The following is a 14,719-nucleotide window of genomic DNA, read 5'->3' as shown; positions in this document are numbered from 1 at the left end:
TTGAGCGCTGCGATTATTCGCGGCAATACGACAGGAAACGGCTCAACGCTTTGGAGACATGCTTCTGTCGATGATGGATGCGATACAGCGTACGCGTCAGACGCGGCAGCGGGATCACTACTTCCACCAGCGTGCCGGCTTCCAGCAGATCTTCAATCACCCGCCGCGACAAACAGCTGATGCCCATGCCGTGACGCACCGCATGTTTAATCGCCTCTGAGTTGCCCAACTCCATGCCGAGTTGAAACTGTGGCAGATGCGACAGCAGCAGATAATCCACGATCTCGCGCGTACCTGAGCCGCGCTCGCGCAGAATCCACGGCGCGGCGGCGAGTGTTTCCAGCGTAATCGGCTGCTGCAGGATGGCAGCATCCGGCGCGGCAAAGACCACCAGCTCATCTTCCAGCCACGGCTCGCTGATAATATCCAGCTCGTGACATGGACCTTCGATCAAGCCGATGTCGACGCGAAAATCCGCCACCGCATTAATTGCATCCTGACTGTTGCCGACGCTGAGCTCGAGCGGCAGCGCGGGAAAATCACGGCGATAGGCGGCAATCATGCCTGGCAGCAGGTAGTTGCCGATGGTGCTGCTAGCGAACAGGCGAATCGCCCCGTTATCTTCTTTAAACAGCTGTTCGATTTCGCCGGCCTGCTCCATCAAACCCACGGCGCGCGGATAGAGCAAACGTCCATGCTCATTCACCACCAGCCGCTTACCGACGCGGTCAAACAGCTGCACGCCAAGCTGGTTTTCCAAATCCGCTAACGCGGCGCTCACCGCCGACTGCGACAGCGCCAGCACTTGCGAAGCCTGCGTCGTCGAGCCGCTTTTCAGCACTTCGGTAAACACTTCAATCTGCCGCAACGTGATGTGCATGTGTTCCTCGCATATTACTTATTCTGGTTAATTATAAATATATTATCAATTTTACTTTTATACCAGTGCGGCGCACGCTTGAGGCAGAGATTGAATGTTAGAAGGTCGCCATAAATGGCGCCCCTACAGGAGAAAAAGTATGGCTGAGCTAAGCGTGAATAAAACCCCGTTTCATCTACATCATTGGCTGCCGGGTTTGCTGCTGACTGTCGCGATTGCCGGAATCGCGGCGTGGCTTGGCAATCAGTCGTGGCTGGCCGGTGCCGGATTCGGTGCGCTGACGTTAGCGATTATTTTGGGCATCGTGCTCGGCAACAGCCTTTATCCGCAGATTGCTGGGGCCTGTGACAGCGGCGTGCTGCTGGCGAAACAGCGCTTGCTGCGCCTCGGCATCATCTTGTATGGCTTTCGTATTACCGTGCAGCAGATTGCTGATGTCGGTCTGAGCGGCGTATTGATTGATGTGATGGTTCTCAGCTCCACTTTCCTGCTGACCTGTTTTATCGGCATTCGTTTGCTGAAGATGGATCGCGAAACCGTGTGGCTAATTGGTGCGGGCAGCAGCATTTGCGGCGCGGCGGCGGTGCTGGCGAGTGAACCTATCGTTAAAGCTGCACCGTCAAAAGTCGCGGTAGCGGTTGCCACCGTGGTGCTGTTTGGCACCGTTGGCATCGTGCTGTATCCGCTGTTGTGGTCGCTACTGCCGACTGTCAGTGCAGAACATTTCGGCATCTTCACCGGATCGACGCTGCATGAAGTGGCACAGGTTGTCGCTGCTGGACATGCGATGGGCGCAGAAACTGAAAATAGTGCGGTGATTGCCAAAATGCTGCGCGTGATGATGTTAGCGCCCTTCTTGCTGATTCTGGGCAGTTGGCTGAAGCGTCAGCGTCGTCACAGCGCGCAGCAACAAGCGATCAGTTTCCCGTGGTTCGCGCTGCTGTTTATTGTGGTTGCGCTGTTTAACTCGCTGCATCTGCTGCCTGCTAACGTGGTTGGTGCGCTGAATCAGCTGGCGAATCTGCTGCTGGCGATGGCGATGGCGGCGCTGGGTTTAACCACACGTTTCAGCGCCTTAAAGCAGGCCGGTTTAAAACCGCTGCTGCTAGGATTGGTGGTGTTTGGCTGGTTAATTCTCGGTGGCGGCGCACTCAATGTGCTGGTGCAACATTTCATGGCGTAATCGCATCCGCTATAGTGGGCGTTTTGCAGTAGCAATCGCCCAATCAGGAGAGCGGCATGAAATATATCGGCGCACACGTCAGTGCATCAGGCGGCGTGGACCAGGCAGTTATCCGTGCCCACGAACTCGAAGCCACCGCGTTTGCTTTGTTCACCAAAAATCAGCGCCAATGGAAAGCAGCACCGCTGTCTGGGGAAGTGATCGATGCGTTTAAAACCGCCTGCGATCGTTACAACTTCACCTCTGCGCAGATCCTGCCGCACGATAGCTATCTGATTAACCTTGGCCATCCGGTGATGGAAGCCCTGGAGAAATCGCGCGAAGCTTTCCTCGATGAGATGCAACGTGCCGAGCAGCTGGGCTTGACCTTGCTGAACTTCCATCCCGGCAGCCATCTTAAGCAAATTGATGAAGAAGCGTGCCTCAAGCGTATCGCCGAATCGATCAACATCGCGCTGGATAAAACCAGCAGCGTGGTGGCGGTGATCGAAAACACCGCCGGTCAGGGCAGCAACCTCGGTTTCCGCTTCGAACACCTCGCTACCATTATTGAACACGTGGAAGATAAGTCGCGCGTTGGCGTGTGCATTGATACCTGCCACGCCTTTGCGGGTGGTTACGATCTGCGTACCGAAGAAGCATGCGCTGAGACGTTTAGCGATTTTGAGCGCATCGTCGGTTTCCAGTATCTGCGCGGGATGCACCTGAATGATGCCAAGAGCACGCTGGGCAGTCGCGTCGACCGCCATCACAGTTTGGGTGAAGGCAATATCGGCAAAACCGCATTTAGCTGGCTGATGAAGGATAAGCGTTTTGACGGCATTCCAATGATTCTGGAAACCATCAATCCGGATATCTGGAAGGATGAGATTGCGTGGCTGAAGTCAGAGCAGCAGGGTTAATTATCTGATAAAAAACAAAAAGGGAGCCGAAGCTCCCTTTTTCATGTCTGGCGAAGATTACGCTGCTTTTACCAGCTCTTCTTCCGGGCGTTTCAGGATGGCGTAGCCAAGGCCTGCCACCGCAGTACCAATCACAATCGCCATCAGATAACCCAACACTGGGGTAATCGCGCCTGGAATCAGCAGAACGAACAGGCCACCGTGCGGTGCCATCAGTTTCGCGCCAATCGCCATGGAAATCGCACCGGTTACCGCGCCGCCAATGATACAGCACGGCAGTACACGCATTGGGTCACGCGCTGCAAACGGAATGGCACCTTCAGAGATGAAGCACAGACCAAGCACCAGCGCCGCTTTACCGCCTTCCTGCTGACCTTTGTTGAACTTACGACGCGCAACAATCGTCGCCAGGCCCATCGCCAGCGGTGGCACCATACCGGCTGCCATAATGGCTGCCATCGGTGCGTAGGTTTGTGAACTGAGCAGACCAACACCAAATGCATAAGCCACTTTGTTCACCGGACCGCCCATGTCGGTACACATCATGCCACCGAGAATCGCGCCCAGCAGCACAGCGTTCGCCGTACCCATGTTTGCCAGCCAGGTTGTCAGGCCAGTCATGATGCCAGCAACCGGCTTACCAACCACGTAAATCATCAGCAAACCGGTTATCAAACTCGCTACCAGCGGAATGATCAGAATCGGTTTCAGCGCTTCCATACTCTGCGGCAGTTTTACTTTGCTGCTGAGCATCTTCGCGGCGTAACCGGCAATGAAACCGGCGATGATGCCGCCAAGGAAACCGGCGTTAATGCTGGTGGCGATCATGCCGCCAATCAAACCTGGCGTCAGACCCGGACGATCCGCAATCGAGAAGGCAATAAAACCGGCCAAAACCGGCACCATCAGCGCAAAGGCGCTGCCGCCACCAATCTGCATCAGTGCAGCCGCTAACGTGCCCGGCTCTTTAAATGCGGTGATACCAAAGGCGAATGACAACGCGATGCTCAAACCACCCGCGACCACCATTGGCAGCATGTAGGACACGCCGGTCAGCAGGTGACGATAGGCACCGGCTTTCTCTTTGCTGTCGCCCTGTGCGCTGGCCGCCTGATTGCCGCTCGGCTGATAGGTTTTCGCTTCAGCCTGCGCTTTATCCAGCTCCTGCGCGGTTTTCTTCAGCGCCAGACTGGTTGAGGTGCGGTACATCGGCTTACCGGCAAATTTCGCCAGATCCACATCGATATCCGCCGCGACGATGACCAGATCGGCTGCCGCCACTTCTTCTGGCGTAATCGCGTTGCCAGCGCCCACAGAACCACGGGTTTCGACTTTCACCCACCAGCCACGCTTAGTCGCTTCGGCCTGAATAGCTTCGGCAGCCATAAAGGTGTGCGCAACGCCAGTAGGGCAAGCGGTCACCGCCACAATACGTTTCTGACCACCGCTCTGCGCCGCCACTGGCGCGGCAGCGGTTGCAGCAACAGGCTGCCAGGTTTTGGCACTTGCTTTGGCTTGATTGATTGCCGCCAGCGGATCGCGCAGCGCTTGCTGCACATCCACCAGCGCCAGCGATTTACCCGCCAGCTCTGCGTCGTGCGGCGCATCATGACCAGCAACCAGCACCAGTTCCGCTTCGGCGGCATTATCGGTCAGCTTCAGTCCGGCTTGTGCCGCCGTCGCGCGTAAACGTTCCAGCGCCAGATGTCCTGAAGCCAGTCCCAGTGAAGAATCTTTTATCAGCAGCGTTTTCATTATCGCTCTCCTGCTGTTAGTTAACGGGTTGTAAGTCGACGCGCGCCATCATCGCGGCCAACTGGGTACGATCTTTAACGCCAACGTTGCTTTGGCTGACGGCCATCGCCGCCACTGCCGTCGCCAGACGCAGCGTGTGCTCGCTGGATTCACGCATCAGCAAGCCGTAAATCAGGCCGCCGACCATCGAATCGCCGGCACCCACGGTGCTGACCACTTCGCAAGCGGGCGGTTTGGCGATCCATTCGCCGGAGGCATTCACCCACAGCGCGCCTTCCGCACCGAGAGAAATCACCACGTGCGCAATACCTTGCTCACGCAGTTCATGTGCAGCACCGATCACGTCCTGCAGCGCAGGCAATTTGCGACCAGCCCAAATCTCCAGCTCGCGGCGATTCGGTTTCACCAGCCACGGCGCGGCTTTCAGACCGGCAACCAGCGCTTCGCGGCTGCTGTCGAAGATGATGCAAGGGCACAGCGTGCGCAGATCGCTCATCCATTTAGTGAATGCTTCTGGCGCCACGCCGGCTGGCAAGCTGCCGCTGACGCACACCATGTCGAACTGGCCCAGCCAGGTGAGTGAATCAGCGGTGAAACGCTCCCAATCCTGCGCGGTGACCTCAAAGCCAGAGAAATTCAGGTCGGTCACATCACCATCTTTTTCGGTCAGCTTGACGTTGATACGCGTACGGCCCTGCACCACCTGAAAACGGTTAGCAATGCCGAGCTCGCTGAACAGCTGCTGAAAGCCGTCCTGATTCTCTTTACCGAGGAAACCGCCGACGGTGACATCGATACCAAGATCTTTCAGCACCTTGGCAACGTTGATGCCCTTACCCGCCGCGTGCAGGCCGGTGGTTTTCACCAGGTTGACTTCACCGTGCTCAATTTCTGGCGTGTAACCGACCAGATCGTAAGCCGGGTTTAAGGTAATTGTTGCGACACGACGACTCATGCTGCCCCCTCGCCTAAACCGGCGTTAATGGCTTCTTCAATCGCGTTTAGCGCCTGCTGCGCATCATCACCGCTGGCGGTAAAGCGCAGGCGATGGCCTTTTTTCACGCCCAGCGCGACGACTTTCATCAGGCTGCGGCCGTTAGCCGGTTTACCGCTGCCATCGAGATTGGTCACGGTGATATCGCTGTTGAACTGTTTGATCACGGTAACCAGCGCCGTACCCGGACGCGCATGCAGACCGTGTTCATTGCGGATGGTGAACTCAGCGGTCAGCAGCTCGGCAGCTTCATCGACTTCGCTGGTCAGCAGCGCCAGAATCCCGGCTGCATCGGCCTTCAGCAGACGTTCAGCTTTGTTGGTCAACAGTAGGTTGCTGAGGTAGCCCAGCACTTCCAGCGGACGCTGATCGTTAGCCGCCACGGTCAGCAACAGCGCGACGTTTTCGCCCTGATGCTGGAATGGCCTAGCAGCGCGGCTGACTGCCACTGCGCTGCCGAGATTGCCGTTGGCGCTGTCGCTCAGCCAGATGCCCTGACCCAGACTTAGCGGTGCGCGGGAAATCACATCAGCAATAAAGGACGCGTCCACCGCGCCAGCAGTCTGCAGACGACCGGCGTTCAGAGCCTGTAAGGTGATTAAATCGCTGGCCGCCACATCAACGGCAATCAGCGAGGTATCGAATTTGAATTCTGCCGCCTGGTTTTCGCCCATCAGCAGCGCACGTAGATCTTCCGCCGAGGCGGTTTTCAGCTGTTCAGCAATGCTGTCGTCGCTTAAGACGTGGGTGAGCTGACGCAGCAACGCGAGGTGTTCATCAGACTTGGCGGCAATACCGATTGCCACATACGCTGTTTGCCCCTCGCCCCAATCCACGCCATGCGGGAACTGATAAACCTGTACACCGGTTTTCAGTACCAGGTCGCGGGTGTCGGTAGTGCCGTGCGGAATGGCAATCCCGTTACCCAGGAAAGTGGTGGTTTGCTGTTCGCGCGCCAGCATGCCGTTAACGTAGCCTTCGGCCACATTGCCCGCAGCGGTCAACGCAGCGGCAACCTGACGAATGGCCTCTTCTTTATTCTGTGCGCTAGCACCGGTATGAATGGCCTGAACTTCGAGCTGGAACATATCTCTCCTCGCTTGCTGTGTTGAATCGTTTCAGCTAGGTGTTGAAAAAAAATGCTCTGCATCGCGGACTTAGCCGGAATGACAACGCTGAAACGTTTCAGGGAATATGGTACAGCCACGTACAGCAGGCAAGAAAATGCGCGATCTGAGTAGCAGATTTTTGACGTTCCGCACACTTCATGTTGGATTTAAGATTTTTACGGACAGTCAGGCTGATGCTTTTGCTGTACAGACCAGCGGCATTAAGCCAAATTCTTCAGCTCTGCGTCAGCAACCGGTTCAAGGTGCAGTATCGGCTTCCAGTTTTAACAAAAACGTCATCGCGCTATCACGGCTGCTGCCGCACATTTCCGCGCTTGGTTGTAAGCCGGCGCAGACCGCAGGACGCAGCGGTGAACCAAAGATTTTGCAGCGCTGCTGCTCATCGAGCTGCACGCAACGCGTGTTGGCCGGCTTGCCGTGCGGCATGCCAGGAATCGGGGATGAAATTGAGGGGGCTGTGCAACAGGCACCGCACTGGTCACGACAAAACATCATGCGCTCCTGTAAACAATTCGCCGCGACAATAACAGTCTGAGGCCGCGAATGCCATGCACCGGAAACAATTTTACATTGCCTCGCTTGCCAGTTTTTCGCCGCACGAGTAACGTGACGCGCATTAACCTCCTGTCAGCGAGAAAACCACCATGCCAAAGGCAAATGAGATCAAAAAAGGGATGGCTGTCACCTGGAACGGCAAACTGTTGCTGGTGAAAGACATTGATGTACAGAGCCCAAGTGCTCGCGGTGCCGCGACGCTCTACAAAATGCGTTTTACCGATGTTCGCACTGGCCTGAAAGTGGAAGAGCGCTTTAAAGGCGACGATATTATTGACGCCATTTCACTTAGCCGCCGCGCCGTCACCTTCTCTTATATAGATGGTGATGAGTATGTGTTTATGGATGATGAAGACTACACGCCGTACAACTTCAAGAAAGATCAAATCGAAGAAGAGCTGCTGTTTATTCCTGAAGGCGGCATTCCCGGCATTCAGGTGCTGACGATGGACGGCCAGGTATTGGCACTTGAACTGCCTCAAACCGTCGATATGGAAATTGTTGATACCTCACCGGGCATCAAAGGTGCCTCCGCCAGCGCGCGATCCAAACCCGCTGTCATGAGCACCGGTTTATCCATTCAGGTGCCAGAATATCTGAGCAATGGCGAACGCATCCGTATTCATATTGCAGAACGTCGTTACATGGGACGCGCTGACGCATAACGTGCTTCCGTCCGGCCGCCGGTGATTGTTATAGTATAACAAGGCCGTGCGCGCCGGATGCCCCTCATCCGCGCGCGATTTATTCTCTTTTTTTGGGAGCCCTTTTGTGACGCGCGTAAACCTCATCACCGGATTTCTCGGCAGCGGAAAGACCACCACTCTGCTCCATCTGTTAGCCAATAAACCCGCCGACGAAAACTGGGCGATTCTGGTCAACGAATTTGGCGAAATTGGCATCGACGGCGCACTGCTCGCCGATCGCGGTGCCACGCTGAAAGAGATTCCCGGCGGCTGCATGTGCTGCGTTAACGGCTTGCCGCTGCAGGTTGGGCTGAACATGCTGCTGAAACAGGCTAAACCCGATCGTCTGATTATCGAACCCACCGGCCTTGGCCATCCCAAACAGCTGCTGAATATGCTGCGTGCTGCCGTCTATCAACCCTGGATTCAGGTGGATGCCACCTTAACGCTGCTCGATCCGCGCCAGCTTGCCGACGCACGCGTAGTGGAGAATGAGAATTTCCGCGATCAGCTGGTGGCGGCCGATATCATCGTGGCGAACAAAAGCGACCGCTGGAACGATGATGATCGTCAGCGGTTACAGACCTGGCAACAGCAATTTTTGGGCGAGCGTCAGCTGGTGGAAGTGGCGTGGGGACACATCGATCCCGCGTTGTTGACTCAACCCGCCTTGGCGGATCGTGCGGTTCCCGATGCAGCACATCACTACCATAATTCACGTCCACAAGGCTTGGCCGCACTGAAACTGGATGGCCAGGCGCGCTGGCGTCGTGCGCTAAATGAAGGTCAGGGCTATGCTTCCTGTGGCTGGATTTTCGATGGTGAAACCGTGTTTGATACGATCAAAGCGCTAGAGTGGGCAAGGCATGCGCCGGTTGATCGCGTTAAAGGTGTGTTGCGCACTGCCGATGGTTTAGTGAATATCAATCGCCAGGGCGACGATCTGTTTATAGAAACCCGCCCTACTACACCACCTGATAGCCGCATCGAATTGATTCATCATCAGCCAGCTGACTGGAATCTTTTGCAGACCGCTTTGTTGAAGATTCGTTTAAATTAGATGCGTTAGGTTGCCCCGTTGTTTTCACTTTGAGTCTATTTTCTATGCGCGCTTCTCGATTAGTCACCATCCTGCTGCTGAATGCACTGGGTGTGATGCTTTTCCTTTCATGGTACCTGCCGCCGGATCACGGGTTCTGGTTTGGTATCGATAAAGCCATCTTTTATGGCTTCAATGACCAGATGGTTGATCATCACGTTTTCGCTCTGTTAGTGGCCATCACTAACTTCCGCGGTTTCGATGTGGTTTCGCTGCTGGCTATGGGTTTGCTCTATTTAAGCTACTGGCGTCGCGAGACACCGCAAGGTCGCCGCCGTTTGCTGGCCATTGGCATCACGATGCTGCTGAGCGCGGTAGTACTGAACCAGCTCGGCCATCTGTTGCCGGTGCAACACTCCAGCCCAACGCTGTTCTTTGACAATGTACATCGCGTCAGCGAACTGACCGGCATCCCAGCCAAAGATGCCTCGAAAGATAGCTTCCCAGGCGACCACGGCATGATGCTGATGATCTTCACCTGCTTTATGTGGCGCTATTTCGGCTTCCGCGCGTTTCTGGTGGGCCTGGCGATTAGCGTGGTGTTTGCGCTGCCACGCGTGATGGCGGGTGCGCACTGGTTTACTGATATCGCTGTTGGTTCGTTGTCGGTGGTGCTGGTTGGTATGAGCTGGTGCCTGTTAACGCCATTCAGCGACAAGCTCGTCAATTGGCTGGACCGTTCGTTGCCGGGCAAATATAAGCCGCGCCGGTAATTGTTAAGCGCGAGTGATCATAGAAGAAAAAGTCGATCGCTCGCGCTTATTTAAAACCTGAATAAACTATTAGCAAACTAACATTATTCAGGTAAAAGAAAAGATTATGATGAAAAACGCGGAACAATAGCCTTTATCTGAGTCTGTCCAGCCCGAACCCTCTTAAAATCGGCCTTAGCGCCAGAATTACCCCCTTATTCCACCGCTGTTTGGTTATTAAATCGCTGCCAATTGTTGATAAACTAGCCATTGTGTTACAGATTGATTTCACATCGAAAAAACCTTTGAATATTTATATAAAAGCACTCGCCACGCGGTCTGTAATCGGTTAACCTCAAATCCGATTAGTAAGCAACAGCATAAAATGCGGTGCTTAAAGCTACAAAAATGTGTGCATTAACACATTTTAGTAATTAAGGATTTGTCTTAGACGGCCGTCCTTATTAATCTCAACCCGTTTTGTCATCTGGCTGACGACATTCTGTCGTAAGGAAACCGAAGGAATTCACGTACAATGGTCAAGTCTCAACCAATACTGAGATACCTCAGGCGGATCATTCCCGCAGTTGCTCTGGCAACACTTTTATCAGCATGTAGCAGCACCCATAACGGTCAGAACGCGAATAACGAGAATCATGAAGTTAACAACCAGAATGGTTTTTTACTTCAAGCGTCTCAGGACGAATTTGAACAGATGGTGCAGAACGTGGACGTTAAGTCCCGCATCATGGAACAGTACAGTGACTGGAAAGGTGTACGTTATCGCTTAGGCGGCGACACTAAACACGGCATTGATTGTTCTGCTTTTGTTCAGCGCACCTTTCGCGAGCAGTTTGGTTTAGATTTGCCACGCTCAACGTCAGAACAGCAAGACACCGGCAAAGAGATTTCACGCAATAAATTGCGCGCAGGTGACTTAGTGCTGTTCCGCGCCGGTTCTACCGGTCGCCACGTTGGCATCTATCTCGGCAACGATAACTTTGTTCACGCGTCCACCAGCAGTGGCGTGATGATTTCCAATCTGAACGACAGTTATTGGAAAAACCGTTATCGTGAAGCGCGTCGGGTTCTCGCTAAAAACCCGAGCTAACGTATTCCTTTGAAGATCCTCTCAGCCAGAGAATCAGAAAACGCTGCCCCGGCAGCGTTTTTTTTCGCCCACGGTTTTTAACTCAAATCTAATCGATAAAAGTAATTGAGAATCAAAAATATAACGAGACATTCTTCGCGCTCTCGTTATATTCTCGTTGACTTCCTGATACCCAAATATCGCCCTTCAGACGCCGTGATTACAGCGATGTCGGCAGGACTCTGGGTAATGACCAAAGTGATAAACATAATAAAAAATGGCAAGACAAGGGGAATACACTCCATGCCACTTTCGGGGACATTAAAACACCACGCCAGCTACTCAAGACGCATCGCCTGGAGTAGCGTAATCATCGGCACATTGTTTTTTCTGCTGTTTGTCACCGTCCTGTTAACGCTGACCTGGCAAAAACGCGTACAGCAACACCAACAACTACTGGCGCACAGCCGTGACGATTTACAACAAGTCATTACAACCCTGGTGGATACGCTTTATCCACTGCAGCAATACACACAATTAACCTGCAGCAGCGTCGGCCGTGAGCTGACTTCTCGCGCTGCGTTTGCGGGAAATATCCGCGCCATCCTGCTGGTCCGCGACAGTAATGCTTACTGCTCTTCTGCAACAGGCAGTTTTTTGTTGGCTGCCAACGCGATATCGCCTGAATCTGAACTGGAACGCGATCGCGATATGCGCTTACTGGAAGGCACGCCATTGCTGCCAACGAAACCGGCGCTGGCGCTTTGGCTGAAAAATCCAGGTTCGGCAGAGACCGGCATTCTGGCCACCATGAACATCAGCCTGACGCCTTATCAGTTGCTGGCTTCCTATCATCCCGAAATCACCGGCATGGCGTTGGTGATCGGCAATAAAGCGCTACTCAGCGGCAGCAACAAAGTGGTGCACGCCAGTGATTTGCCTGCATCGCTGCATGAAATAGCTTTTAACAATAGCGACCTACACTTTGTACTGTTTGGCAGCACTTTAGCGCCACGCGATTACTCACTGACGCTGCTGACTGGGATATTATTTTCCTTACTGGTTTCCGCTTTGAGTTGGCTATTGCTGACTCGACATCAGCGTCCGGGTAAAGAGATTATGCAGGGAATCAAACGTGGCCAGTTTCACGTTGAATACCAACCGCTGGTCACCGCGCATGATGGACAACCATACGGCGTGGAAGCGCTGCTGCGCTGGACGCATCCCACTGAAGGCATGATTCCGCCGGATGCCTTTATTAGCTACGCCGAAGCGCAAAACCTGATTATTCCGCTCACCCAGCATCTGTTTACCTTGGTGGCTCGCGATGCACAGTTTCTCTGTAAACAACTGCCGCGCGGCACACGTCTGAGCCTCAATCTCTCGCCGCTGCATCTCGCCTCTGAGAGTTTCCGTCATGATGTGCAGGTATGGATTAACGCCATGCCGGCGGACCATTTCAACTATGTGTTTGAGATTACCGAACGCACCATGGTGGGAGAGAAAAACGCCGGTGAGATCTTCGCCTGGCTGCACGAAAACCATTTTAAAATTGCGATTGATGATTTTGGTACCGGACACAGTGCGCTGATCTATCTGGAAAAATATCCCTTCGATTACCTGAAAATCGATCGTGGATTTGTGCAAAGCATTGGTACGGAAACCGTCACCTCGCCGGTTCTTGATGCGGTGCTGCTGTTGGCGAAAAAACTCAACCTGAAAACCGTGGCAGAAGGCGTAGAAACCGGCGACCAGGCGGCATGGCTGGTGAATCGCGGCGTGACACATTTACAGGGCTATCTGTTTAGCCGGCCGCTACGACCTGAAAAACTCGCCAGTTACTTCCAACGCCAGCGCATACTGAGTTAGCATCACGCGAACCCCATGAAACTGCTACCATAAAGTGCGGAACACCACAGGAGATCGCCTCACTTATGCTGCTGCGTCTTGTCACAGCGTTATTGTTTTGTAGCGCCATTGCGCCGCTGCATGCCGCAACCATTAACGAAAGCTATGCCTTTGCTAAACTGGGCGAGCCGAAATATGCGGTCAATTTCACGCACTACGATTACGCCAATCCCGCCGCACCCAAAGGCGGCAAAATCACACTGGCGGTGGTCGGCACCTACGACAACTTCAATCGCTTCGCCTCGCGCGGCAATCCCGGCATTGGCACTGATACGCTGTATGACGGCCTGTTTACTACCTCCGATGATGAACCTGGCAGCTACTATCCGCTGATCGCTGAATCGGCGCGCTATCCCGACGACTATCGCTGGATGGAAGTGTCGATCAATCCGCATGCACAGTTTCAGGACGGAACACCGATTACCGCGCAGGATGTGGCTTTTACTTTTCAGAAATTCATGACGGAAGGTGTGCCGCAGTTCCGCGTGGCGTTTCGTGACGTGCAAGTCAAAGCGCTTAACCGCCTCACCGTGCGCATCGACATGCCGAAGCCGGACAAGGATCGGGTTCTCAGCTGGTTGACGCTGCCGGTTATTCCGGAAAAGTTCTGGCAAAACAAAAAGTTTAATGAGCCGATTGGTTATCCGCCGCTGGCCAGCGGGCCTTATCGCGTCACCTCGTATAAATCGGGTCAGTTTATCCAGTACAGCCGGGTGAAAGATTACTGGGCGGCCAATCTGCCGGTCAATCGCGGACGCTTTAACTTCGACACCCTGCGTTATGACTATTATCTCGATGACAACGTGGCGTTCGAGGCCTTTAAAGCCGGTGCTTACGATTTACGTGAAGAGAGTTCAGCCAAAAAATGGGCCACGCAATATCGCGGGCGCAACTTTGATAGTCACGCCATCGTCAAATCAACCATTCCCAACACGGTTTCCACCGACACGCGTTGGCTGGCCTTTAACAACGAAAAGCCGCTGTTCGCCGATCGTCGCGTACGCGAAGCCATTACGCTGGCGTTCGATTTTGAGTGGATGAATAAAGCGTTGTTCTACGGCGCTTATAAACGCACGCGCAGCTATTTCCAGAACACCGAATATGCAGCGCTTGGCTATCCCAAAGCCGAGCAGTTGATTCTGCTGGCGCCGTACAAGGCGCAGCTGCCAGCGGAAGTGTTCAACAATGAGTATGCCCCGCCCCGTTCCGACGGCAGCGGTTTCGATCGCGGCAACCTGTTGCAAGCCATGAAGCTGCTGAAAGAAGCGGGCTGGGAGATTAAAAACCAGCAGCTGGTGAACGTGAAAACCGGCCAGCCGTTCCGTTTCGAATTACTGATGCGCAGCGGCACGCAAAACGACTGGGCGCTGCCGTTCCAGCACAGCCTGCAACGGCTTGGCATCCAGGTCACATTGCGCCAGATTGACAGTTCGCAATATTTACGGCGTTTACGCGAAGGTGACTACGACATGATTCCGTCACTCTATTACGCGATGCCATGGCCCTCCACCAGCTTGCGCACTATCTGGCAGTCTGAGTTCATTAACTCTTCATGGAACACGCCACGCGTGAAAGATCCCATCGTCGACCATTTTGTCCAGCAGATCGTGGAGCATCAGGGCGATGAGAAGGCGCTGTTGCCGCTTGGTCAGGCGCTGGATCGCATCCTGCTGTGGAATGCCTACATGATTCCGATGTGGTACAGCGCGGAAGATCGCATGGCGTATTGGGACAAGTTTTCCCATCCCGAGATTAAACCCGCGTTTGCTACCGGTCTGGAAAACTGGTGGTACGATGTGAACAAAGCCGGGCGATTGCCGGCCGATCGACGCTGAGGAGCACGGT

At 54.1% G+C, this 14,719-nt stretch carries 13 protein-coding genes; 8 read left to right on the top strand and 5 right to left on the bottom strand.

The features are described 5' to 3' along the window. Nucleotides 1-13: 13 nt before the first annotated feature. Nucleotides 14-880, bottom strand: a complete 867-nt coding sequence (yieE, locus tag PanJK_RS19575; protein WP_256696911.1) for a DNA-binding transcriptional regulator YeiE — start codon at nucleotides 878-880, stop codon at nucleotides 14-16. Nucleotides 881-1,019: 139 nt separating this feature from the next. Here yieE and PanJK_RS19570 point away from each other — a divergent pair, with 139 nt between their 5' ends. Then, the gene (locus PanJK_RS19570) at nucleotides 1,020-2,063 is read left to right on the top strand and encodes a YeiH family putative sulfate export transporter (protein ID WP_256696912.1); all 1,044 of its coding nucleotides are present in this window, start codon (nucleotides 1,020-1,022) and stop codon (nucleotides 2,061-2,063) included. Nucleotides 2,064-2,119: 56 nt separating this feature from the next. Further along, a complete protein-coding gene (gene nfo / locus PanJK_RS19565; RefSeq protein ID WP_008104999.1) occupies nucleotides 2,120-2,965 on the top strand; it encodes a deoxyribonuclease IV in 846 nt (281 codons plus the stop codon). A gap of 57 nt (nucleotides 2,966-3,022) precedes the next feature. On the opposite strand, the gene fruA is transcribed toward nfo, so the two are convergent. The 4 genes from fruA to PanJK_RS19545 all read right to left on the bottom strand — a co-directional run bounded on the left by fruA (nucleotide 3,023) and on the right by PanJK_RS19545 (nucleotide 7,336). Beyond that, the gene (fruA, locus tag PanJK_RS19560) at nucleotides 3,023-4,720 is read right to left on the bottom strand and encodes a PTS fructose transporter subunit IIBC (RefSeq protein WP_265302245.1); all 1,698 of its coding nucleotides are present in this window, start codon (nucleotides 4,718-4,720) and stop codon (nucleotides 3,023-3,025) included. Nucleotides 4,721-4,736: 16 nt separating this feature from the next. Next, nucleotides 4,737-5,675, bottom strand: coding sequence for a 1-phosphofructokinase (gene fruK / locus PanJK_RS19555; protein WP_256696914.1), 939 nt, complete (start codon nucleotides 5,673-5,675; stop codon nucleotides 4,737-4,739). Further along, complete coding sequence (gene fruB, locus PanJK_RS19550) at nucleotides 5,672-6,802, bottom strand: fused PTS fructose transporter subunit IIA/HPr protein (RefSeq protein WP_256696915.1); 1,131 nt, start codon at nucleotides 6,800-6,802, stop codon at nucleotides 5,672-5,674. The genes fruK and fruB overlap by 4 nt, the downstream gene beginning before the upstream one ends. A gap of 279 nt (nucleotides 6,803-7,081) precedes the next feature. After that, the gene (locus PanJK_RS19545; protein ID WP_008105007.1) at nucleotides 7,082-7,336 is read right to left on the bottom strand and encodes a YkgJ family cysteine cluster protein; all 255 of its coding nucleotides are present in this window, start codon (nucleotides 7,334-7,336) and stop codon (nucleotides 7,082-7,084) included. A gap of 152 nt (nucleotides 7,337-7,488) precedes the next feature. On the opposite strand from PanJK_RS19545, the gene yeiP reads away from it, so the two are divergent. From yeiP to PanJK_RS19515, 6 genes are all read left to right on the top strand, one after another. Beyond that, entirely contained in the window at nucleotides 7,489-8,064 is a 576-nt protein-coding gene (yeiP, locus tag PanJK_RS19540) for an elongation factor P-like protein YeiP (RefSeq protein ID WP_256696917.1), read from the top strand. 106 nt (nucleotides 8,065-8,170) lie between these two features. Then, nucleotides 8,171-9,145 carry a CobW family GTP-binding protein gene (locus PanJK_RS19535; protein WP_265302241.1) on the top strand — a complete coding sequence of 325 codons (975 nt, stop codon included), beginning with the start codon at nucleotides 8,171-8,173 and terminating at the stop codon, nucleotides 9,143-9,145. A 44-nt stretch (nucleotides 9,146-9,189) separates the two neighbouring features. Next, complete coding sequence (locus tag PanJK_RS19530; RefSeq protein WP_265302239.1) at nucleotides 9,190-9,897, top strand: phosphatase PAP2 family protein; 708 nt, start codon at nucleotides 9,190-9,192, stop codon at nucleotides 9,895-9,897. A 514-nt stretch (nucleotides 9,898-10,411) separates the two neighbouring features. Further along, nucleotides 10,412-10,987, top strand: a complete 576-nt coding sequence (gene mepS, locus PanJK_RS19525; protein WP_265302237.1) for a bifunctional murein DD-endopeptidase/murein LD-carboxypeptidase — start codon at nucleotides 10,412-10,414, stop codon at nucleotides 10,985-10,987. Nucleotides 10,988-11,269: 282 nt separating this feature from the next. Beyond that, nucleotides 11,270-12,835: a cyclic di-GMP phosphodiesterase gene (locus PanJK_RS19520; protein ID WP_265302235.1), complete on the top strand. Its 1,566-nt coding sequence runs from the start codon at nucleotides 11,270-11,272 to the stop codon at nucleotides 12,833-12,835. A 65-nt stretch (nucleotides 12,836-12,900) separates the two neighbouring features. Continuing rightward, nucleotides 12,901-14,709 carry an extracellular solute-binding protein gene (locus PanJK_RS19515; RefSeq protein WP_265302234.1) on the top strand — a complete coding sequence of 603 codons (1,809 nt, stop codon included), beginning with the start codon at nucleotides 12,901-12,903 and terminating at the stop codon, nucleotides 14,707-14,709. Nucleotides 14,710-14,719: the final 10 nt, after the last annotated feature.

The organism is Pantoea sp. JK, from assembly GCF_026130245.1.
Lineage (GTDB): Bacteria > Pseudomonadota > Gammaproteobacteria > Enterobacterales > Enterobacteriaceae > Pantoea > Pantoea trifolii.
This window is presented reverse-complemented; position numbering and strand designations above follow the sequence as displayed.

Bases quoted from the DNA above. Each gene is read 5' to 3' on its own strand.
- PanJK_RS19570 (WP_256696912.1), top strand. From the start codon at position 1,020: ATGGCTGAGCTAAGCGTGAATAAAACCCCGTTTCATCTACATCATTGG.
- PanJK_RS19545 (WP_008105007.1), bottom strand. From the start codon at position 7,336: ATGTTTTGTCGTGACCAGTGCGGTGCCTGTTGCACAGCCCCCTCAATT.
- mepS (WP_265302237.1), top strand. From the start codon at position 10,412: ATGGTCAAGTCTCAACCAATACTGAGATACCTCAGGCGGATCATTCCC.
- fruK (WP_256696914.1), bottom strand. From the start codon at position 5,675: ATGAGTCGTCGTGTCGCAACAATTACCTTAAACCCGGCTTACGATCTG.
- yieE (WP_256696911.1), bottom strand. From the start codon at position 880: ATGCACATCACGTTGCGGCAGATTGAAGTGTTTACCGAAGTGCTGAAA.
- PanJK_RS19515 (WP_265302234.1), top strand. From the start codon at position 12,901: ATGCTGCTGCGTCTTGTCACAGCGTTATTGTTTTGTAGCGCCATTGCG.
- PanJK_RS19520 (WP_265302235.1), top strand. From the start codon at position 11,270: ATGCCACTTTCGGGGACATTAAAACACCACGCCAGCTACTCAAGACGC.
- PanJK_RS19530 (WP_265302239.1), top strand. From the start codon at position 9,190: ATGCGCGCTTCTCGATTAGTCACCATCCTGCTGCTGAATGCACTGGGT.
- yeiP (WP_256696917.1), top strand. From the start codon at position 7,489: ATGCCAAAGGCAAATGAGATCAAAAAAGGGATGGCTGTCACCTGGAAC.
- nfo (WP_008104999.1), top strand. From the start codon at position 2,120: ATGAAATATATCGGCGCACACGTCAGTGCATCAGGCGGCGTGGACCAG.
- fruA (WP_265302245.1), bottom strand. From the start codon at position 4,720: ATGAAAACGCTGCTGATAAAAGATTCTTCACTGGGACTGGCTTCAGGA.
- fruB (WP_256696915.1), bottom strand. From the start codon at position 6,802: ATGTTCCAGCTCGAAGTTCAGGCCATTCATACCGGTGCTAGCGCACAG.